Consider the following 19,893-nt stretch of genomic DNA (forward strand, 5'->3'; position numbering starts at 1 on the left):
CCGTGTGTGTCGCGTGCGGGTCAGATCAGTCCCACCAGCGGTCGTCCCGGTGGCCGTTGCTGCCATTGGACAGGCCGCCGATGCCGCCGATGCCGCCGCCGTCCCCGCCGCCGATGCCGTTGTCTCCTCCGCCACCGCCCGCGGTGGTCAGGTTGACCGCCGTGCCGGGCTTGACCTTCTCGCCGGCGTTGGGCTGGGAAAGCACCACGAGGGCGTCGTCGTCCTGCGGGCCCGTGATGGTGCCGACGCTGAGGCCCGCGTCCTCAAGGGCCTTGCGCGCGTCCTTCAGCTTCTGGCCGGTGAGGGGCGGGACCGTGGCCTCCTCCTCTTCGGCCGCCTTGGCGACCTGGACGTTGACCGTAGAACCGGGGTCGGCGGGCGTGCCGGCCGCGGGCGTGGTCTTGATGACCTTGCCCTCCTCGACGTCCTCGCTGGCGACGTCCTGGCGGGCGGGCGTGAAGCCTCTGTCCGTGATCTGCTTCGCGGCCGCTTCGTAGTCGAGGCCGGTGACGTCCGGGACGGACTCCTGCTTCTTCTCCTTGGCGACGGTGAGCGTGATCGTCTCGCTCTTCTCCGCCTTGGCGTCGCCCGCGGGGTCCTGCCGGATGACCTTGCCGGGGGTCCGGTCGGACTCCTCCGTCGCCTTCTCGATGTTGGTGAAGCCCTTGTCCTCGAGCTGGCTCTTGGCCTCCTGGAAGCTGAGGCCCTGCACGTCGGGGACGGAGATCTTCGGGGTGCCCGTCGAGACGGTCACCGAGATGGTGTCGCCCTTCTTCATCTCGGCGTCCACCCCGGGATCCTGGCTGCAGACCTCGCCCTTCGGGTACTTGGCGCACGCCTTGCGCTCGCCGACCTCAAACTTCAGGCCGACGTTCGTGGCCGACCTCTTGGCCTCGTCCTCGGTCTCACCGATGAGCTTCGGGGCCTTTATCGACCCGTCGCTCCCGCCGTCATCACCGAAGACGGACTTCCCGATGAGGATCGCGCCGACCAGCACCAGGATGCCCGCGAGGACGAGCAGCCACGTCGAGACGTTGCTCTTCTTCTGGCGACGGCCGCGGCCCTCGTCGTAGCCGTAGCCCCCGTCGTCCGGGTTGACCGGCGGGAGCATGGAGGTCTGGCCGCCACCGTTCTGCGGGCGGAGCATGGCGGTCTGCTGGTCGTCGGGGTGGCCGCCGTAACCGACCGCGCCCATGGCGGCCGTGGCAGCGACGGGCTGGCCGTCGAGGCAGGCCTCGATGTCGGCGCGCATCTCGTCGGCCGACTGGTAGCGGTAGTCCGGGTCCTTGGTGAGGGCCTTCAGGACGATGGCGTCCATCTCCGGCGTGATCTCGCCGTCGAAGACGCTCGGGGCCTGCGGCTCCTCACGCACGTGCTGGTAGGCCACGGCGACCGGGGAGTCGCCCACGAAGGGCGGCCGGACGGTGAGCAGCTCGTAGAGGAGACAGCCGGTGGAGTAGAGGTCGGAGCGCGCGTCGACCTGCTCGCCCTTGGCCTGCTCGGGCGAGAGGTACTGCGCGGTGCCGATGACCGCGGCGGTCTGCGTCATCGTCATGCCGGACTCGCCCATGGCGCGGGCGATGCCGAAGTCCATGACCTTGACCTGGCCGTTGCGCGTCAGCATGACGTTCGCCGGCTTGATGTCGCGGTGGACGATGCCGCTGCGGTGCGAGTACTCCAGGGCCTGGAGGATGCCGATCGTCATCTCCATGGCCCGCTCGGGCAGCAGCTTGCGACCGGAGTGAAGGAGCTCACGCAGCGTGGAGCCGTCGACGTACTCCATGACGATGTACGGGATCGAGACCCCGTCCACGTAGTCCTCGCCGGTGTCGTAGACCGCGACGATCGCCGGGTGGTTCAGCGAGGCGGCCGACTGGGCCTCCCGGCGGAACCGGGCCTGGAAGGACGGGTCGCGCGCGAGGTCCACCCGCAGCGTCTTCACCGCCACGGTGCGGCCGAGCCGAGTGTCGTGCGCGAGGTACACCTCGGCCATGCCACCACGGCCGAGCACCTGGCCCAGCTCGTACCGGCCGCCGAGGCGACGCGGCTCTTCCATAGCTAATCCAGCCCTCTCCGTCGGTCCCGACCGCACCGTTGTGTGGTCCGGCGGTGTGCTGTCCGGGCATACGGTACCCGGCTCCACTTACGTGACCCGGCCGCGACCGTCACCCGATACCGGACCGGTACCGCAACGTGCACCGATGTGGAGGGGCCGTGACGGGGGTCACTTCTTGCTGTCGATGACTGCCTTCATCACGTTCTTGGCGATCGGCGCGGCGAGGCCGCCACCCGAGATGTCGTCACGGCTGGCGTCGCTGTCCTCGACCACCACGGCGACGGCGACCGGCGACCCGGAGTCCGTCTTCGCGTACGAGATGAACCAGGCGTACGGGTTCTTGCTGTTCGCGACGCCGTGCTGCGCCGTACCCGTCTTGCCGCCGACAGTGACGCCGGGGATCTGAGCCATGGTTCCGGTGCCGGACTTGACGACCGTCTCCATCATTTCCTGGAGCTTCTGCGCGTTCTCCTTCGAGAGCGGCTCGCTCATCTCCTTCGGCGAGTGCTTCTCGACCACGTCGAGGTTGCGCGCCTGCAGCTCGCTGACCATGTACGGCTCCATGAGGGTGCCGTCGTTGGCGACCGCGGAGGCGACCATGGCCATCTGCAGCGGGGTCGCGGCGGTCTCGAACTGTCCGATGGAGGACAGCGCGGTCTGCGGCCGGTCCATCTCCTCGGGGAAGTTGGAGGCGTTGGAGCGGACCGGGACGAACTGCTGCTCGTTGAAGCCGAACTTCTTCGCCGTCTCCAGCATCTTGTCCTTGCCGAGATCGGAGCCGATCTTGCCGAAGACGGTGTTGCAGGAGACCCGCAGCGCCTCACGCATCGTGGCGTTCTTGCAGGGCAGGTCGCCCTCGTTCTTCAGCGGCTGCGTGGTGTCGGGCATCGTCCACGGAAGGGGCGAGTCCGTCTTCTCGTCGACGCTGTTGTACAGGTCGTGCTCAAGGGCCGCCGCCGCCGTGACCACCTTGAAGGTGGAGCCGGGCGGATAGGTCTCGCGCAGCGCGCGGTTGACCATCGGCTTGTCCTTGTCCTTGTCCAGCTTGATGTACTTCTCGGCTTCCGCGCTGGTGTTGCCCGCGAATTCACCGGGGTCGTACGACGGCGTGGAGGCCAGCGCCAGGATGGCGCCGGTGGACGGGTCGAGTGCGGCGACGGCACCCTTGCCGCGGCCCTTCAGGCCTTCGTACGCGGCCTTCTGCGCGGCGGAGTTGAGGGTCGTGACGACATTGCCGCCCTCCTTCTTCTCGCCGGTCAGCATGTCGAGGGTGCGGCGGAAGAACAGCCGGTCGTCGTTGCCGGTGAGGATGCCGTCGTCGATGCTCTCGAGCTGCGTGGCGCCCATGCGCTGCGAGGAGTACCCGGTGACGGGGGCCCACATGGGCCCGTCCTTCCAGGTGCGCTTGTACTTCAGGTCGTTGCCCGGAGTGGCCTTGGAGCCGGTGATGGGCTTGCCGTCGACGATGATGTCGCCGCGCGGCTGCGAGTAGCGCTCGATGGTGACGCGGCGGTTCTTCTCGTGCTTGGCGAGGGTGTCGGCCTGGACGTACTGGAGCCAGTTGTCCCGGGCGAGCAGGGCGAGGATGAGCAGCCCGCAGAAGATCGCGATCCGGCGCAGGGGCTTGTTCACGGTCGGACCACCTGCGTCATCTCGGCGTCGGGGCTGGGGGCTGGGGAGGGGGCGGGCCGGCGCGCGGTGTCGCTGATCCGGATCAGGATGCCGATCAGGGCCCAGTTGGCGATGACGGACGAACCGCCGTACGCCAGGAAGGGCATCGTCATACCGGTCAGGGGGATGAGGCCCATGACGCCGCCCGCGACGACGAAGACCTGGATGGCGAAGGCGCCGGAGAGGCCGATCGCGAGGAGCTTGCCGAACGGGTCGCGGGCGGCGAGCGCCGTGCGGACGCCGCGCTCGACGATCAGTCCATAGATGAGCAGGATCGCCATGATGCCGGCGAGCCCGAGCTCCTCACCGAAGGTGGCGAGGATGAAGTCGGAGTTGGCCGCGAACTTGATCAGGTCCGAGTTGCCCTGGCCGAGTCCGGTGCCGAGGGTGCCGCCCGAGCCGAAGGCCCACAGGGCCTGCATCGCCTGCTCGGAGTGGCCGACCACGCCCTGCTGGCTCAGCGTGTACTCGCGCATGGGGTCGAGCCATGCGTCGACACGCTGCTTGACGTGCGGCTCGAAGGACGCGACGCCGACCGCACCGACCGCGGACATCATCATGCCGAACACGATCCAGCTGGTGCGCTCCGTGGCGACGTACAGCATGACGACGAACATGCCGAAGAACAGCAGCGACGTACCGAGGTCGGTCTCGAAGACGAGGATCAGGATCGACATCGCCCAGACGACGATGATCGGGCCGAGGTCACGTCCGCGCGGGAGGTAGAGCCCCATGAAGCGGCGGCTGGCCAGGGCGAGCGCGTCGCGCTTCACCATCAGGTACCCGGCGAAGAAGATCGCGATGACGATCTTCGCGAACTCGCCGGGCTGGATGGAGAAGCCGCCGATGTGGATCCAGATCTTCGCGCCGAACACGTTCATGCCGAGGCCCGGCACGAGCGGCAGGAGCAGCAGGACCAGGGCACCGACCATGGAGATGTACGTGTAGCGCTGAAGGACGCGGTGGTCCTTGAGTAGCAGCAGCACGCCGACGAACAGGGCGATGCCGATCGCCGAGTACATGAGCTGGTTCGGGGCCGCGACGCTGAAGTTGGGCAGCTGCTGGAGCCGCTCGGACTGGTCGAGGCGCCAGATCACCACCAGACCCAGGCCGTTCAGGAGGGTGGCCAGCGGCAGCAGCAGCGGGTCCGCGTACGCCGCGAACTTGCGGACGACCAGGTGACCGACTGCCGCGAGCAGCCCGAGGCCCGCTCCGTAGCCGAGCATGCCGGACGGCACCTTGCCGTCGAGCGCGAGGCCCACGTTCATGTAGGCGAACAGCGGGATGACGACGGCGAACACGAGCAGCGCGAGCTCGGTGTTGCGCCTGCTCGGCGCCCCGATCGCGCCGATCGTCGACGTGTGTGTAGTACTACTGCTCATGGCGTGCAGAGGCCCCCAACGGCTGCTTACTGCTTACCGCACAGCGGGACCAGCTTCTGCTCATCCTCGGAGAGGCTGGGGCCGGGTGTGGGAGTCGGTGCGGTCTTGGACTTATTCTTGTCGGTCGGGTTGTTCTTGTCGTTCTTGTCGGTCCTGGCGTCGCCGCCGGGGGAGGTCGGGTCCGGGGACGGCGCGGTGCGCAGTCCGGTGGAGCCGCCCGCTTCGCCCTCGCCGGTCTTGGCGTTGTTCTGGCGCTCGACCTCGCGACGCTCGGCGTCCTTCTTGCACGCGGTGGCCTGCAGGCTCAGCTCGTCGATCTTGCTCTTGGCCTCGTCGAGACTGTCCTCGACGATGTTGGCCTCGACCTGCTTGCGCTGGTACGGCGGCAGGTACTTGAGTTCGACCTCGGGGTGATCCTTCTCGACCTTCGAAAGGCTGACCCACGCGAGGTCCTGGTCGATGCCGCGGTACAGGGCCACGTGCTCGTCCTTCGTACCCACGTAGTACTGCGTCTGGGTCCAGCGGTAGCCGCCGTAGAGACCGCCGCCGATGACGGCGAGGGCCAGCACTCCGTAAAGCGATCTCTTGAGCCACTTGCGGCCGCCGCCGGGCTTCACGAAGTCCTCGTCGCCGTACGCCCCGAAGCTGCCCTCGGGGACGTACCCCGCGGTGTCGCCGCTGCCGGGCGGGCCGAAGCCGCCCCCGCCCTGGGGCGCCTGCGGCGGCACCGGACGGCCGAGGCCGGACGCACGGCCCGCGGGCGTCTGCATCGCGCCGTCGTCCTGCGACTGGAGCTGGTTCTCGGCGACCGCGCCGACGACCACGGGGGTGTCGGACAGCTGGCCCGCCAGGGTGTCGCCGCTGTCGATGTCCAGGACGTCGGCGACGATCACGGTGATGTTGTCGGGGCCGCCGCCGCGCAGCGCGAGCTGGATGAGCTCCTGCACGGTCTCCTGGGGGCCCTGGTAGGACGCGAGGGCGTCCTCCATGGTCTGGTGGGACACGACTCCGGAGAGGCCGTCCGAGCAGATCAAGTACCGGTCGCCGGCGCGCACTTCGCGGATCGACAGATCGGGCTCCACGTGGTCGCCGCTGCCCAGCGCGCGCATGAGGAGCGACCGCTGCGGGTGGGTGGTGGCCTCCTCCTCGGTGATGCGGCCCTCGTCGACGAGGCGCTGCACCCAGGTGTGGTCCTGCGTGATCTGCGTCAGGACGCCGTCCCGCAGGAGGTACGCGCGCGAGTCGCCGACGTGGACGAGGCCGAGGCGCTGACCCGTCCACAGGAGGGCGGTCAGGGTGGTCCCCATGCCCTCGAGCTGGGGGTCCTCCTCGACCATCATGCGCAGCTGGTCGTTGGCCCGCTGCACGGCGGTGCCCAGCGACGTGAGGATGTCCGAGCCCGGGACGTCGTCGTCGAGCGTGACGAGCGTCGAGATGACCTCGGAGCTCGCCACCTCACCCGCGGCCTGGCCCCCCATGCCGTCGGCGATCGCGAGGAGACGCGGGCCGGCGTAACCGGAGTCCTCGTTCCCCTCCCGGATCATGCCCTTGTGCGATCCGGCGGCGAAGCGCAAAGACAGACTCATGCGCACCTCGCCCGTCGGCTCCGGGTACATCCGCACGGTGCCCACCCTCCGGTCGGGAGCGCGCCGGCGTCCAGTGCCTGGACAGCCGTTTCGGCTCGCTCGCTCCGCTCGCGCTCTGTCATGACGTATGTACTACTTCCGCAGCTCGATGACGGTCTTGCCGATGCGGATCGCCGTGCCCAGCGGAATGGGCGTCGGGCTGGTGAGTCGGGTCCGGTCGAGATACGTGCCGTTGGTGGACCCGAGATCCTCGACGATCCACTGGCCGTCACGGTCCGGGTAGATCCTGGCATGCCTGCTGGAGGCGTAGTCGTCGTCCAGCACGATCGTCGAGTCGTGCGCACGGCCCAGCGTGATGGTCTGGCCCTGCAGCGCGACCGTCGTCCCGGCGAGGATGCCCTCGGAGACGACCAGCTTCGTGGGGGCGCCGCGCCGGGAGCGGCCGCCGCCGCCCTGCTGTTGGCGCTGCTGGGGAGGTGCGGCCTGCTGCTGGCGGGCGGCCTGCTGGGGCCGCTCGCGCCGGGAACCGCGCTGTGTGACGCGCGTTCCGAACAGGTCGCTGCGGATGACCTGGACGGCCACGATCACGAACAGCCACAGAACGGCCAGAAAACCTAGCCGCATGACCGTCAGGGTCAGCTCTGACATTGCCCCCGCTTCACCCTTCGGCTTGCCGGTAAACGATGGTGGTTTGGCCCACGACGATCCGCGAGCCGTCGCGGAGCGTAGCGCGGGTGGTGTGCTGCCCGTCTACCACGATGCCGTTGGTAGACCCGAGATCCTGGATCGTCGAGGGCGTTCCGGTCCGGATCTCACAGTGCCGACGGGATACGCCGGGGTCGTCGATCCGCACATCGGCGTCGGTGCTGCGACCCAGCACCAGCGTCGGGCGGGAGATCTGATGGCGATTGCCGTTGATCTCGATCCAGCGCCGCACCTGGGCGCCCGGAAGTGGTCCGGCACCGGGGCCCGCGGGCCTGTTCGGAGCCGGGGACTGCCCGCCGGGGCGACCCGCGCCGGGCGGCGGCGCGGCGGGCATGGGAGGTGCGCCTCCGGGAGCGCCGGACGGCGGCTGCGGATAGCCTCCCGCGGCTCCTCCGCCGCCACCCGCGCCACGGCCGGGGGCCGCCGGGCCGCCGGGGCCCGCGGGGGCGCGCTCGGGCGCCTGGGAGGAACTGGAGGCGAGGGTGCGGCTGCGCACGCGGTACAGACCGGTGTCGAGGTCCTCGGCCTTCTCCAGGTGGACCTTGATGGGCCCCATGAAGCTGTACCGCTGCTGCTTCGCGTAGTCACGCACCATGCCGGAGAGCTCGTCGCCGAGCTGGCCCGAGTACGGACTCAGTCTTTCGAAGTCGGGGGCGCTCAGCTCGACGATGAAGTCGTTCGGGACGACGGTCCGCTCGCGGTTCCAGATCGTCGCGTTGTTGTCGCACTCCCGCTGGAGCGCGCCGGCGATCTCGACGGGCTGGACCTCGGACTTGAACACCTTGGCGAAGGTGCCGTTGACCAGACCTTCGAGTCGTTGCTCGAACTTCTTCAGGACTCCCATGGGGCACCTCCTCCGTCGTAGTCATCCTGGTACTGCTTACTGATCGTATCCACGCGCCGGGAAATCGGCTGGTTCCCCCTGTCCGCCCAGTCGACGAGTGTCGCCTCTCACAAGACATGCCCGCGCCGGCGTCCAAGGACCCTCCGGGACCCCTGATCAAGCCCTGATTCCGGCCCCGGAACCCCTTACGGGCAGCTGCTCGGGACGTCTGCTCGAGCCTCCTTTTAGAAGGGATCGTAGAGGGGGCCCGAAGCCAGTGTCCCGCACCTGGCTGTGGACCCCGGCGAGCTCGGCCGGGAAGAGGTGAATACGGGCCCGGGGTGCCGGGCGGGTCAGGATCGGTCCGTGGGGCGGGCGAGCCCCGCCCGAGGCGCACGCGAGGCTTCTGGTGCCGGTTGCCCGCCGAATACGGATGTGAATCCACCCGCTGCAGCGTGCTAATCTTCTGGATGTCGGCAGGCGCTCGCACCACACAGTGAGAGACCCAAAGACAGCACCCATGCGCGGGTGGCGGAATAGGCAGACGCGCTGGATTCAGGTTCCAGTGCCCGCAAGGGCGTGGGGGTTCAACTCCCCCCTCGCGCACAACGAGGAAGCGGTCCTCCTCCGGACGAAAGTCCGGAAGGGGGCCGCTTCTTTTTGTATCCGCTGAGCCCGCTCATGGTCGCCCGCGTGCGTCGGGGCGGGGTCCGGTGATGTATGTCACCGAAGTTATCCACAGGCTCTGACGGCTTTCCGCTCGCGGCGGTACTTTCGAGGCCGGATGCAGGTTGGCCGACGGTCGGCGGGGGGCGAGGGGCGTGGTGGAGCACGGCGGGAGGATTCCCGGGCAGCGTGGCGAGCGGCTGCCGCGGGTGCGGGGGTTCGCCGAGTGGCCCGCGCAGGGGTCGCCGAAGGCGGAGGGCAAGGCGGTGCGGCGGCGGGTGCCCCGTGCCGCGCACGCGGAGTTCGAGGCGGATGGCGCGCGGCCCGACGCGGTGGCCGCCGTGGAGGAGTCCAACCGCAGTCGGCTCCCCGAGCTCGCGCCGATCCGGGTCGGCAGGATGACGGCGTCGCCGTTCGCCTTCCTGCGGGGGTCCGCGGGCCTCATGGCGTACGACCTCGCGCGTACGCCGTCGACCGGTATCGGCGCGCAGATATGCGGTGACGCGCATGCGGCGAACTTCGGGTTGTACGGGGACGCGCGGGGCGGCCTCGTCATCGATTTGAACGACTTCGACGAGACGGTGCACGGCCCCTGGGAGTGGGACCTCAAGCGGCTTGCGACGTCCCTGGTGCTCGCGGGGCGCGAGGCGGGGGCGGGTGAGGACGCCTGTGAGGAGGCGGCCCTGGACGCCGTCGGGGCCTATCGCCGCACGATGAGGCTGCTCGCGAAGCTGCCGGTCCTCGACGCGTGGAACGCCATCGCGGACGAGCAGCTTGTCTCGCACACGGACGCGCGTGACCTCCTCGGGACCCTGGAGCGGGTCGCCGAGAAAGCGCGGCAGAACACGAGCGCCCGCTTCGCGGCGAAGTCGACCGAGAAGGTCGTGGGCGCGGACGGCGCCGAGGGACGCCGCTTCGTCGAGGCACCGCCCGTGCTGCGGCGCGTGCCGGACGCGGAGGCCGCGTCGGTGGCCGCGGCACTCGGTGAGTACCGGAGCACGCTGACGGAGGACAGGCTGCCGCTCCTCGCGCGGTACGCGATCCAGGACGTGGCGTTCCGCGTCGTCGGTACGGGCAGCGTCGGTCTGCGGTCGTACGTGGTGCTGCTCCTCGACCACCGGGGCGAACCGCTGGTGCTGCAGGTCAAGGAGGCACGGCCGTCAGCGCTGCTGCCGCATCTGCCGGTGGCCGGCTTCAAGGCGCCGGAGACCGAGCACGAAGGGCACAGGGTGGTGCTGGGCCAGAAGCGGATGCAGGTCGTCAGCGACTTCCTGCTCGGGTGGACGACGGTCGGCGGACGGCCTTTCCAGGTACGGCAGTTCAGAAATCGCAAGGGCAGCGTCGACCCGGCCGAGCTGGCCGCGGACCAGCTGGACGACTACGGCCGCATGACCGGCGCCCTGCTGGCCCGCGCCCACGCGCACAGCGCGGACCCGCGCCTCATAGCCGGGTACTGCGGGAAGAACGACGAGCTGGACGAGGCGATGGCGCGGTTCGCGACGGCGTACGCGGACCGTACGGAGGCGGATCACGCGCTGCTGGTGCAGGCGGTGAAGGAGGGGCGTGTGCCGGCGGAGTCGGGGGTGTGACGGCGGAGGGGCCGGGCGTGGCGCGGGCGGGTTTCCTGGGCTGGGGCGTGTGTGGCCTAGGCTGGACGAGTGACGACCCCGGAAGCCGAGCCGACGCAGCCCGAGACGCCTGAGACTCCCCCGGAGGGAGCGCGGCAGCCGGGCTCCGAAGGGCGGCTCAAGGAGCAGCTGAAGGCGCGGCTCAGGGAGAGGTCCGAGGCGCGGTCGGAAGAGCCGGACGGGTCGCGGGGGCCGGATGGGTCGCAAGGGCCGGCAGGGAGCGACGAGCGGCGTTCCGCCGAAGAGCCTCCCAGGGAACGTCCCGAGGAGCGGCTCGAAAGGGCCGTGCGCGCCGCCGAGCAGGCACTGATCGAGTACGAGATCGCGCTGGAGACCTTCCGCGTGGAGGTGGAGAACTTCTCCCGCCTGCACCACCAGAAGCTCGGCCCGATGTACGCGCGCCTCGACGAGCTGGAGGCGCAGATCGCCGAGGCCACCGCCGCCCGGACCGGTGACCCGGAGGACCGGCGCAAGGCGGAGGAGGCACGGGCACAGGTGATGCCGATGCCCGGCGTCGAGGAGCTGTTCCACGGCTGGATGGACGGCGACGGGCTCTACCCCGAGGCCGCCGCGATGCTGACCGAGCAGTCGGTGCGGCCGCCGCAGCGGGTGCGCCCCGGCGAGGAGGCCCGCAAGCTCTACCGCGAGCTGGCCCGCAAGGCGCACCCGGACCTGGCGCAGGAGGAGGGTGAGCGGCAGCGGCGCGAGGAGTTCATCACGCGGGTCAACGCGGCGTACGCGCGAGGTGACGAGGCGATGCTGCGGGAGCTGTCCGAGGAGTGGGCGGCGGGCCCCGTCCCGGTGGAGCAGCGGTTGACCCGCAGCGAGGAGCTGTACGCCCGGCTCGAGTGGCTCGCCCAGCGCAAGGAGCTCCTGACGGTCCTCGCCAAGGAGCTGGAGGAGAGTGCGATCGGCGGCATGCTGCGGCTCGCCCCCGACGACCCGGACACGCTGCTCGACGAGATCGCCGAGCAGCTGCTCGCGCAGGTCGCCGAGCGCGAGGCGGAGCTGGCGCGACTGCGCTCCTGACGGGGTGTGCCTTCGGGTAGCGTCGGGGGCATGGTTTTCGGATCTCAGGTGCCCACGGTCGGTGTCGACGACCTCACGAATGGCGACTTTCTGCTGGACGTCCGTGAGGACGAGGAGTGGCAGGCGGGCCATGCCGAGGGTGCGCTGCACATCCCGATGAGTGAATTCGTGGCGCGGTACGGCGAGTTGACCGAGGCGGCGCCGCAGGACGGCAAGGTCAACGTCATCTGCCGGTCCGGCGGGCGCTCCGCCCAGGTCGCCATGTACCTGGGGCAGCAGGGCATCGAGGCGTTCAACGTCGCCGGTGGCATGGAGGCGTGGGCGGCCTCGGGACGGCCCGTGGTGGACGACAAGGGCCAGCCCGGCACGGTGGTCTGACCTGGAGTCTCAGCCGAGTGCGTGGGCGGCCAGTAGGTCGCCCAGAGCCTCTTCGTGGGCGGCCGCCGGGCCGAGGGAGAGCTCCAGCTGCTTGGCCCAGGCGTGATAGCGGTGCAGGGCGTAGTCGGTGTCCGCGCCGAAGCCGCCGTGCAGGTGCTGGGCCGTCTGCACGACCCTGCGTACGCCGTCCGAAGCCCAGATCTTCGCTACGGCGACATCTCCCGTCGTCGGCAGGGCGCCGTCCGCGCCGGTGCTGACGCGCCAGGCGGCCTGCCAGAGGGTGACCTCCATCGCGCGCAGGTCGATGTAGCGGTCGGCCGCCTGCACGGCCACCGCTTGGAACGTGGCCACGGGGTGGCCGAACTGCTCGCGCTTGCTGACGTAGTCGCTCGTCATGCGCAGCACGCCCTCGCCGAGCCCGAGCGCGAGCGCACAGGTGCCGGTGGCGAGCAGGTCGCGCAGCCGGTCCCACGCGCCCTCGGCCTCGATGACGTCGGACGCGGCGATGCGCACGGCCGACAGCCGGAGCTCGCCCAGACGTTCGCCGCTGGTGGAGATCTGCTCGGCGACGGTCAGGCCTTCGTGGGGGCGGGGGACGAGCGCCAGGACGGTGTGGCCTTCCGGGGTGTGCGCGGGCACGACCACGAGGTCCGCGTTCTGCGCCCAGGGCACGGCTGTCTGGAGTCCGTCCAGGACCCAGCTGTCGCCGTCGCGCTGGGCGGTGACGGCGAGGTCGGCGGGGTCGTGGCCGGTGCGGCCGTTGGCGGCGACCGTCAGGACCAGGTCGCCGCGCGCGGCTGCGGGCAGCACCCTCCGTTTCAACTCGTCGCCGCCGTCGGCCTGGACGGCGAACGCGGCGGCGCTGCTTTCCAGGAGCGGGACCCGGGCGAGCACCTTCGCGGACTCGCGCAGCACCAGGCACAGGGCGATGGCGTCCAGGCCCACGCCGCCGTGCTCCGGGTCGACGAGCACGCCCAGCAGGTCGGCGTCGGCGAGCCGGGACCACAGGGCGCGGTCGAAGTCGTCGGCGACGGCGCCGGGTGTGAGGGCGGGGCTGGGCACCCCGTCCGGCTCGACGCCCGCGAAGAGTGCCTTCGCCGCCTCGACCACGGCCTGCTGTTCCTCGGTGAAGGTGAAGTCCACTGCCCGTCCTCCCGTGCCCCGGTCGGCCGACGTACCCGTCGCCTCTTCCGCCTCTTCGTAACTGACGGAGCGTCAAGATAGAACAGGTTCTAAGGGAAGGGAATGGGAAGCGAAGGGAACGGATTCACGGAAGGGAGGAGCCGGCAGTGGGGCGCGGCCGGGTGGCGAGCCGCCGTAGCGGAGGTCAGCGGTCGAAGTCCAGCTCCACGGTGTCCGTGGCCGGGCGGGACTGGCACGCCAGCACGTATCCGGCCTCCGTCTCCTCCGGCTCCAACGCGAAGTTGCGGTCCATCCGCACCTCGCCCGAGACGCAGAAGGCCCGGCACGTGCCGCACACCCCGCCCTTGCAGGCGTACGGAGCGTCGGCGCGATTGCGCAGCACTGTCTCCAGGAGGGTCTCGCCGGGCTGCACGGGCCAGGTGCCCGAGCGGCCGTCCAGGGTCGCCGTCATCGTGCTGTGCGCGGGCGCAGGCGTCGAGGGGGCGGCGACGGCGGTGACGCCTCCGTCGTCCACGTGGAAGATCTCTTCGTGGACGCGGCGACGCGGGACACCCAGGGACCGCAGCGTCCGCCCCGCACCCTGCACCAGGCCGAACGGACCGCACAGGAACCAGCCCTCGATCTCCGACACCGGCAGCAGCGCCGGCAGGAGCTGGGAGAGGCGCTCCTCGTCGAGCCGCCCGGAGCCGAGACCCGCCTGCTGCTCCTCACGGGACAACACGGTGACCAGCTGGAACCGGTCGGGCCAGCGGTCCTTCAGGTCGGCGACCTCTTCGAGGAACATCGTCGACGCGGCGGTGCGGTCGCTGCGTATGAGACAGAAGTCCGCCTTCGGCTCCCGCTCCAGGAGCGTCGTGACGATGGACAGCACCGGTGTGATGCCGCTCCCGCCGACGATCGCCGCATAGCGTCCGGGGGCCGGGTCCAGCGTGAACCGTCCGGCCGGCGTCATCACCTCCAGCTCGTCGCCGACGGCGACTTCCTTGAAGGCGTACGTGGAGAAGGCGCCGTCCTCGACGAGGCGCACCCCGACGCGCAGGAACCGGGGCTCCTCCGGGGCGTCGACAGGCGGGGCGGTGGAACAGATCGAGTACGTACGCCGGATCTCCGTGCCGTCCGCGAAGCGGCGGATGGCGAGGTGCTGGCCCGGCGTGAAGCGGTACTCCTCGCGGAGCGGCGGCGGCACGTCGAACGTCAGCGTCACGGAGTCGTCGGTGAGCCGGTCGACCGCCGCTACCCGGAGCGGGTGGAAGCGGGCCATCACAACTCCTTGAAGTGGTCGAAGGGTTCCCGGCAGGAGGCGCAGCGGCGCAGTGCCTTGCAGGCCGTGGAGGAGAAGCGGCTGAGCAGTTCGGTGTCGGTCGAGCCGCAGTGCGGGCAGCGGATCGACAGGCTCAGCGGAACGGGTCCGTCGGCCGCGTGGGAACGCGGGGGAGCTATGCCGAACTCGGCCAGCTTGCGGCGGCCCTCGGCGCTGATGTCGTCGGTCGACCAGGCGGGGGAGAGCACGGTGCGCACCGCGACCTCGGCCACGCCGTGGTCGTGCAGAATCTGCTCGATGTCGGCCGACATGGCCTCTATCGCAGGGCAGCCCGTGTAGGTGGGGGTCAGCTCGACGTCGACCTTGCCCGGCGCGAGGACCCGCACGCCGCGCACCACGCCCAGCTCGGCCAGCGTCAGCACGGGCAGCTCGGGGTCGGGCACCGAGCCCGCGAGGGCCAGGAGCTCCGCCTCCAGCGCGGTGGGCGCGGTCGTCACCATGACGCCCCCGGGTGGCTGCGGTGCAGGTGCTGCATCTCGGCGAGCATCCGGCCGAACGACTCGGTGTGCAGGCCCTCGCGGCCGGCGCCCGCCGTCCACGCGCCGGTCTGCGGGCCCTGCGGCACGGTCAGGGTCGCCCGCTCGACGACCGAGGTCACCGACGCGGTCCACCGCTGCTGGATGGCCTGCCAGTCGGCGTCGAGTCCGGGCACCGGCTTGAACATCTCACCGGTGAACCGCCACAGGGCGTCGATGCCCGCCTGCATCCGCCTGTGGCTCTCGTCCGTGCCGTCGCCGAGCCGCAGGGTCCACTGCTCGGCGTGGTCCTGGTGGTAGGCCACTTCCTTGACGGCTTTCGCGGCCAGAGGGGCGAACGCGCCGTCCCCGGACGCCAACTCGCCGTACAGCAGTGTCTGGTAGGTAGAGAAGTAGAGCTGGCGGGCGATGGTGTGCGCGAAGTCGCCGTTCGGCTGCTCGACCAGCTGGAGGTTGCGGAAGGAGCGCTCCTCGCGGAGGTACGCCAACTCGTCCTCGTCGCCCGCCATGGAGAGCAGGAGGCGGGCCTGGCCGAGCAGGTCGAGGGCGATGTTCGCCAGGGCGACCTCCTCTTCGAGGACGGGGGCGTGTCCTGCCCACTCCCCCAGCCGGTGGGAGAGCACCAGCGCGTCGTCGCCGAGGGCCAGGGCGGGGAGGGCCGCGGCGTCGGTCGAGACGGGCGGGCTGGTGGCCGGGGCGGTCACGGGGGCCTGGGAGCTCACAGGTGCTTCACCCCTTCCGGGATTTCGTAGAACGTCGGGTGGCGGTACGGCTTGTCGCCGGCCGGTTCGAAGAAGGAGTCCTTCTCGTCCGGGGACGACGCGGTGATCTCGGCGGACGGCACGACCCAGATCGAGACGCCCTCGCTCCTGCGCGTGTACAGGTCGCGGGCGTTGCGCAGGGCCATCTCCGCGTCCGGCGCGTGCAGGCTGCCCGCGTGGGTGTGGGAGAGCCCGCGGCGGGAGCGGACGAACACCTCCCACAGCGGCCAGTCGGTAGAGCTGCTCATGCTGTCGCCTCTCCGTGCTGTGTTGCCGTGCCCCGCGGGGGCGTCTGCTTGCGCGCGTACGCAGCGGCTGCCTCGCGGACCCAGACGCCCTCCTCGTGGGCGCGGCGGCGCTGGGTTATGCGCTGGTCGTTGCAGGGACCGTTGCCCTTGAGGACGTCCCAGAACTCGGTCCAGTCGATGGCACCGAAGTCGTAGTGCCCCCGGGACTCGTTCCACACCAGGTCCGGGTCGGGGAGCGTCAGGCCGAGGGATTCCGCCTGGGGGACGCAGATGTCCACGAAGCGCTGGCGCAGCTCGTCGTTCGAGTGGCGCTTGATCTTCCACGTCATCGACTGCTCGGAGTGCGAGGACTCGTCGTCGGGCGGGCCGAACATCATCAGGGAGGGCCACCACCAGCGGTCCACCGCGTCCTGCGCCATGGCGTGCTGCGCCTCGGTGCCGCGGCTGAGGGCGAGCAACGACTCGTACCCCTGGCGCTGGTGGAAGGACTCCTCCTTGCAGACGCGGACCATCGCCCGCGCATAGGGTCCGTACGAACACCGGCACAGGGGGACCTGGTTGGTGATCGCCGCGCCGTCCACGAGCCAGCCGATCGCGCCCACGTCCGCCCAGGTCAGCGTGGGGTAGTTGAAGATCGACGAGTACTTCTGGCGGCCGGAGTGCAGCTTGTCGAGCAGTTCGTCGCGGCTCGTGCCGAGGGTCTCCGCCGCGCTGTACAGATACAGGCCGTGGCCGGCCTCGTCCTGCACCTTGGCCATGAGGATCGCCTTGCGCCGCAGGGAGGGGGCGCGCGTGATCCAGTTGGCCTCGGGCTGCATGCCGATGATCTCGGAGTGCGCGTGCTGGGCGATCTGGCGCACGAGGGACGCGCGATACGCGTCCGGCATCCAGTCGCGCGGCTCGATGCGCTCGTCGGCGGCGACCGCCGCGTCGAAGACGGCCTGGTGCTCCGCCGTGCGCGCGGCTGAGTCCGCTGCGGGCGCGGCCTCGTCCGGCTCCGTGCCCGCCGCCTGGTGTGCGGCTGCTGTCGCCATCTCGGTCCCCCTCGACCTGTGAGCGAACCGCCCGACCGATCGTTCGGTTCGTTGAATTCAATGGTGCGGTCCTCCGCCATAAGGTGTCAACCCTGTGGATAACTTCACGGACGCTGTGCGCGGTGGGCGGGCGTGAGTACCGTTCCGGCGGCAGGGTCGGTGCGGGAACGGGGAACGGGGCGGAATGGACCGGAACGACGAGGGCTCCGGTGCGGGGCCCGGTGAGTCTGTCGGGGCCGAAGCAGGGGGCCCGGAGGCCGAGCGGCCGGGCCGGGTCGGGATCGCCGGGCTCAGGCTCGGGTACCAGATCGCTGCCGCGTGCGCCCTGGCCGTCGTCGCCGCGGCCGCCTGCGTCCACGTCGCCATGCTGTTCCTGCACGTCGCGCCCTCGAACACGCTGACCAAGCAGCACGGGGACGTGGTCGACGAATGGATCTACCCCGAGTTCGAGCAGAACTGGAAGCTCTTCGCGCCCAACCCGCTCCAGCAGAACGTCGCGGTGCAGGCCCGTGCGGAGCTCCGCACGGCTGACGGGGGCGTGCGCACCACCGACTGGTACGGCCTCTCCGCGGAGGACGGCGCCGCCATCGACGGGAGCCTGCTGCCCAGCCACACGCAGCAAAATGAACTCCGCCGCGCCTGGGACTTCTACGTGGGCTCGCACGACTCGCAGAATCGTCCCGTCGGCGTGCGGGGCCAGCTTTCCGAGCGCTACGTCCGCCGCATCGCGTACATGCGCCTCGAGCGCGAGGAGCCGGGGCGCAAGGGAGACGAGATCGCGCGCGTGCAGCTGCGCTCGAAGACGACCAATGTGCGGCCGCCGAAGTGGAGCGACGAGAAGGTTTCCCTCAAGCCTGCCTACCGGGTGCTCCCGTGGTGGACGGTGGAGCCGGACGACCTGCCGCTGGCGGAGGGTGCTGCCCGATGAGCCGCTTCGAGCACCCGCTGGCGCGGGGCATCAACAACGTCACGGGGTTCGCCCTGGGGCCGTACCAGACCGCGGTGATCCGTATCGGATTCGCCGGCACCTGGCTGTTCTTCCTGCTGCGCGAGCTCCCCCACCGCCATGAGATGTACGGGCCCGACGGTCCCTGGAACTGGGACATGGCCCAGCAGCTCATCGCCAACAACGGCGCCTTCACCGCTCTGATGTGGTCGGACGGACACCTCTGGTTCGAGATCGTCTACGGCCTCGGGATACTCAGCAGCGTCCTGCTGCTGCTCGGCTGGCACACGCGCGCGATGTCCGTGCTCTTCATGATCGGTGTGCTGTCGCTGCAGAACCGCAGCATCTTCATGGGGGACGGCGGCGACAACGTCATCCACCTGATGTCGACGTATCTGGTCTTCACGCGCTGCGGTCAGGTCTGGTCGCTGGACGCGCGGCGAGCGGCACGCGCGCGTGAGGGCGGTCAGGAATCGGTTGGGCCGGCGGACCCGGTCGGCCCTGTCGGGCCCGTCCTGTGGTGGGTGCTCGGGCTCGGACTCTCCGTCGTGACGTTCATGGGGGAGCTCAGCGGCGGCTGGCTGCTGCTCTTCTGGGGCCTGTGGCTGGTGCACGGCTTCTGGTGGGCCATGGGGCGGCGGGCCCCGGAGAGTGAGCTGCGGAAGCTGCTCGACGTCGTGGCCAACGTCGCCCACAACGCCGGCCTGCTGGTGATCATGGTCGAGGCCTGTCTGATCTACGCGACCGCCGGCTGGTACAAGATCCAGGGGAGTCGCTGGCAGGACGGCACGGCCGTGTACTACCCGCTGAACCTCGACTACTTCTCCCCGTGGCCCGCCCTCTCCGAACTGCTCTCGTCCCACGGCATCATGGTGCTCCTGGTGACCTACGGAACGGTCGCCGTGCAGGTGGCCTTCCCCTTCACCCTCTTCAACCGCCGGGTCAAGAACGTGCTGCTCGTGGCCATGATCGCCGAGCACGCCGCGATCGCGGTCATTCTGGGGCTGCCGTTCTTCTCGCTCGCGATGATCGCCGCCGACGCGGTCTTCCTGCCGACGTCGTTCCTGCGGCGGCTCGGCCGGTGGGCGGCACGCGCGCGTGAAGGGGCGGTATCCCGCCTTCCGCTCTCCCGTGGCGGTGAGATGCCGGAGCAGCGGTCCGGGGAGGCCGGGGAGGCCGGGGAGGCCGGAGAGTCCGTGGCAGGGGCTCTGGGCGAGGAACCCACCGGGCCCGCCCACGTAGGCTTCACGCCATGAACAGGACGGACGGGGCGGACCCCGAGGGCGCCGTGCGCGCCTGGCGCGGGCTCGCCGATACGTCCGTGCTGCTCGACGGCTTCCATGCGATCAAGCACGCACTGCGCTTCGGCGCCCGGGTCCCCATGGCGCTGACCAGTGACCGGCCCGCCGTCCTGGCCCTGGCGGACGAGCTCGCGCCGGACGTGAAGGACGCCCTCGGCGACCTCCTCACGGAGGTCCCCGACGACCGGCTGCGCGGCTTGGTGCCGCGGCTGCATCCCACGGCCGTGGCCGCCCTGGCGGTACGTCCCTCGCGCGCGGCCAACCTGGAGGAGCTGCGGAGGACGTCCCGGTCCGCGCCGATCGTCGTGCTCGACGACCCGCGCAACCTGGGCAACGCCGGGGCGGTGATCCGGCTCGCCGCCGGGTTCGGGGCGACCGGGGTCGTGACGACCGGCACGCTCGACCCGTGGCACCCCACCGTGGTGCGCGGCGGCGCGGGCCTGCACTTCGCGACCGCGGTGGAGCGGATGGATGTGGCCGATCTGCCGCCCGGGCCGGTCTTCGCGCTCGACGCGGAGGGCGAGGACATCAGGGGGCTGAAGCTCCCGGACGACGCCGTGCTCGCCTTCGGCTCCGAGCGCAGCGGGCTGTCGGCCGCTCTGCGCGAGCGCGCGGACCACCTGGTGTCCCTGCCGATGCGCCCGCAGGTCTCCAGCTACAACCTGGCGACGAGCGTCGGCATGGCGCTCTTCCACTGGTCGGCGGGCAGGCCCCCGGGATCGGAGGCCTGACCCGCCGC

Annotated in this window: 18 protein-coding genes and 1 tRNA gene; 7 read left to right on the plus strand and 12 right to left on the minus strand. The window is 70.5% G+C overall.

Annotated features, from left to right (window positions below; all coding sequences use genetic code 11):
- Nucleotides 1-25: 25 nt before the first annotated feature.
- The 6 genes from pknB to DEJ49_RS18405 form a co-directional block, all read right to left on the minus strand.
- The gene (gene pknB / locus DEJ49_RS18375) at nucleotides 26-2,056 is read right to left on the minus strand and encodes a Stk1 family PASTA domain-containing Ser/Thr kinase (protein WP_150185120.1); all 2,031 of its coding nucleotides are present in this window, start codon (nucleotides 2,054-2,056) and stop codon (nucleotides 26-28) included.
- 168 nt (nucleotides 2,057-2,224) lie between these two features.
- Nucleotides 2,225-3,688, minus strand: coding sequence for a peptidoglycan D,D-transpeptidase FtsI family protein (locus DEJ49_RS18385; RefSeq protein WP_150185121.1), 1,464 nt, complete (start codon nucleotides 3,686-3,688; stop codon nucleotides 2,225-2,227).
- Entirely contained in the window at nucleotides 3,685-5,109 is a 1,425-nt protein-coding gene (locus tag DEJ49_RS18390) for an FtsW/RodA/SpoVE family cell cycle protein (protein WP_150185122.1), read from the minus strand. The genes DEJ49_RS18385 and DEJ49_RS18390 overlap by 4 nt, the downstream gene beginning before the upstream one ends.
- A 26-nt stretch (nucleotides 5,110-5,135) precedes the next feature.
- On the minus strand, nucleotides 5,136-6,695 hold the full coding sequence (locus DEJ49_RS18395; RefSeq protein ID WP_190329382.1) for a Stp1/IreP family PP2C-type Ser/Thr phosphatase: 1,560 nt from the start codon (nucleotides 6,693-6,695) through the stop codon (nucleotides 5,136-5,138).
- 132 nt (nucleotides 6,696-6,827) lie between these two features.
- A complete protein-coding gene (locus DEJ49_RS18400) occupies nucleotides 6,828-7,343 on the minus strand; it encodes an FHA domain-containing protein (RefSeq protein WP_150185124.1) in 516 nt (171 codons plus the stop codon).
- Nucleotides 7,344-7,353: 10 nt separating this feature from the next.
- Entirely contained in the window at nucleotides 7,354-8,244 is an 891-nt protein-coding gene (locus tag DEJ49_RS18405) for an FhaA domain-containing protein (protein WP_150185125.1), read from the minus strand.
- A 501-nt stretch (nucleotides 8,245-8,745) separates the two neighbouring features.
- Here DEJ49_RS18405 and DEJ49_RS18410 point away from each other — a divergent pair.
- The 4 genes from DEJ49_RS18410 to DEJ49_RS18425 all read left to right on the plus strand — a co-directional run bounded on the left by DEJ49_RS18410 (nucleotide 8,746) and on the right by DEJ49_RS18425 (nucleotide 11,924).
- Nucleotides 8,746-8,829, plus strand: a tRNA-Leu gene (locus DEJ49_RS18410).
- 215 nt (nucleotides 8,830-9,044) lie between these two features.
- Entirely contained in the window at nucleotides 9,045-10,478 is a 1,434-nt protein-coding gene (locus DEJ49_RS18415) for a DUF2252 domain-containing protein (RefSeq protein ID WP_223832886.1), read from the plus strand.
- 69 nt (nucleotides 10,479-10,547) lie between these two features.
- A complete protein-coding gene (locus tag DEJ49_RS18420) occupies nucleotides 10,548-11,546 on the plus strand; it encodes a hypothetical protein (protein ID WP_223832887.1) in 999 nt (332 codons plus the stop codon).
- Between the two features lie 48 nt (nucleotides 11,547-11,594).
- Nucleotides 11,595-11,924 (plus strand): rhodanese-like domain-containing protein, encoded by a 330-nt coding sequence (locus DEJ49_RS18425; protein ID WP_150188318.1) that lies wholly within the window; start codon nucleotides 11,595-11,597, stop codon nucleotides 11,922-11,924.
- 9 nt (nucleotides 11,925-11,933) lie between these two features.
- Here the strand turns inward: DEJ49_RS18425 and DEJ49_RS18430 are convergent, their stop codons facing one another.
- The 6 genes from DEJ49_RS18430 to paaA all read right to left on the minus strand — a co-directional run bounded on the left by DEJ49_RS18430 (nucleotide 11,934) and on the right by paaA (nucleotide 16,907).
- Nucleotides 11,934-13,067, minus strand: a complete 1,134-nt coding sequence (locus DEJ49_RS18430) for an acyl-CoA dehydrogenase family protein (RefSeq protein ID WP_150185127.1) — start codon at nucleotides 13,065-13,067, stop codon at nucleotides 11,934-11,936.
- 184 nt (nucleotides 13,068-13,251) lie between these two features.
- Complete coding sequence (locus tag DEJ49_RS18435) at nucleotides 13,252-14,328, minus strand: 2Fe-2S iron-sulfur cluster-binding protein (protein ID WP_150185128.1); 1,077 nt, start codon at nucleotides 14,326-14,328, stop codon at nucleotides 13,252-13,254.
- Nucleotides 14,328-14,828 (minus strand): 1,2-phenylacetyl-CoA epoxidase subunit PaaD, encoded by a 501-nt coding sequence (gene paaD, locus DEJ49_RS18440; protein ID WP_150185129.1) that lies wholly within the window; start codon nucleotides 14,826-14,828, stop codon nucleotides 14,328-14,330. The genes DEJ49_RS18435 and paaD overlap by 1 nt, the downstream gene beginning before the upstream one ends.
- Nucleotides 14,822-15,568: a 1,2-phenylacetyl-CoA epoxidase subunit PaaC gene (gene paaC / locus DEJ49_RS18445; protein WP_150188319.1), complete on the minus strand. Its 747-nt coding sequence runs from the start codon at nucleotides 15,566-15,568 to the stop codon at nucleotides 14,822-14,824. The genes paaD and paaC overlap by 7 nt, the downstream gene beginning before the upstream one ends.
- Nucleotides 15,569-15,582: 14 nt before the next feature.
- A complete protein-coding gene (paaB, locus tag DEJ49_RS18450) occupies nucleotides 15,583-15,873 on the minus strand; it encodes a 1,2-phenylacetyl-CoA epoxidase subunit PaaB (protein ID WP_055569192.1) in 291 nt (96 codons plus the stop codon).
- Nucleotides 15,870-16,907, minus strand: coding sequence for a 1,2-phenylacetyl-CoA epoxidase subunit PaaA (paaA, locus tag DEJ49_RS18455; protein WP_150185130.1), 1,038 nt, complete (start codon nucleotides 16,905-16,907; stop codon nucleotides 15,870-15,872). Before paaA ends, paaB begins: the two co-directional genes overlap by 4 nt.
- A gap of 184 nt (nucleotides 16,908-17,091) precedes the next feature.
- Here paaA and DEJ49_RS18460 point away from each other — a divergent pair, with 184 nt between their 5' ends.
- From DEJ49_RS18460 to DEJ49_RS18470, 3 genes are read left to right on the plus strand one after another with little or no spacing between them, the layout of a single operon-like run.
- Entirely contained in the window at nucleotides 17,092-17,835 is a 744-nt protein-coding gene (locus DEJ49_RS18460; protein ID WP_150185131.1) for a DUF5819 family protein, read from the plus strand.
- The gene (locus DEJ49_RS18465) at nucleotides 17,832-19,109 is read left to right on the plus strand and encodes an HTTM domain-containing protein (protein ID WP_150185132.1); all 1,278 of its coding nucleotides are present in this window, start codon (nucleotides 17,832-17,834) and stop codon (nucleotides 19,107-19,109) included. The genes DEJ49_RS18460 and DEJ49_RS18465 overlap by 4 nt, the downstream gene beginning before the upstream one ends.
- Nucleotides 19,106-19,885, plus strand: a complete 780-nt coding sequence (locus tag DEJ49_RS18470) for a TrmH family RNA methyltransferase (RefSeq protein ID WP_150185133.1) — start codon at nucleotides 19,106-19,108, stop codon at nucleotides 19,883-19,885. Before DEJ49_RS18465 ends, DEJ49_RS18470 begins: the two co-directional genes overlap by 4 nt.
- Nucleotides 19,886-19,893: the final 8 nt, after the last annotated feature.

The organism is Streptomyces venezuelae (genome assembly GCF_008642335.1).
GTDB lineage: Bacteria > Actinomycetota > Actinomycetes > Streptomycetales > Streptomycetaceae > Streptomyces > Streptomyces venezuelae_F.

Excerpts from the sequence above, each read along its gene's own strand:
- pknB (WP_150185120.1), bottom strand. The coding sequence starts at position 2,056 with ATGGAAGAGCCGCGTCGCCTCGGCGGCCGGTACGAGCTGGGCCAGGTG.
- DEJ49_RS18390 (WP_150185122.1), bottom strand. The coding sequence starts at position 5,109 with ATGAGCAGTAGTACTACACACACGTCGACGATCGGCGCGATCGGGGCG.
- DEJ49_RS18395 (WP_190329382.1), bottom strand. The coding sequence starts at position 6,695 with ATGAGTCTGTCTTTGCGCTTCGCCGCCGGATCGCACAAGGGCATGATC.
- DEJ49_RS18400 (WP_150185124.1), bottom strand. The coding sequence starts at position 7,343 with ATGTCAGAGCTGACCCTGACGGTCATGCGGCTAGGTTTTCTGGCCGTT.
- DEJ49_RS18405 (WP_150185125.1), bottom strand. The coding sequence starts at position 8,244 with ATGGGAGTCCTGAAGAAGTTCGAGCAACGACTCGAAGGTCTGGTCAAC.
- DEJ49_RS18435 (WP_150185128.1), bottom strand. The coding sequence starts at position 14,328 with ATGGCCCGCTTCCACCCGCTCCGGGTAGCGGCGGTCGACCGGCTCACC.
- paaD (WP_150185129.1), bottom strand. The coding sequence starts at position 14,828 with ATGGTGACGACCGCGCCCACCGCGCTGGAGGCGGAGCTCCTGGCCCTC.
- paaB (WP_055569192.1), bottom strand. The coding sequence starts at position 15,873 with ATGAGCAGCTCTACCGACTGGCCGCTGTGGGAGGTGTTCGTCCGCTCC.
- paaA (WP_150185130.1), bottom strand. The coding sequence starts at position 16,907 with ATGGCGACAGCAGCCGCACACCAGGCGGCGGGCACGGAGCCGGACGAG.
- DEJ49_RS18460 (WP_150185131.1), top strand. The coding sequence starts at position 17,092 with ATGGACCGGAACGACGAGGGCTCCGGTGCGGGGCCCGGTGAGTCTGTC.
- DEJ49_RS18465 (WP_150185132.1), top strand. The coding sequence starts at position 17,832 with ATGAGCCGCTTCGAGCACCCGCTGGCGCGGGGCATCAACAACGTCACG.
- DEJ49_RS18470 (WP_150185133.1), top strand. The coding sequence starts at position 19,106 with ATGAACAGGACGGACGGGGCGGACCCCGAGGGCGCCGTGCGCGCCTGG.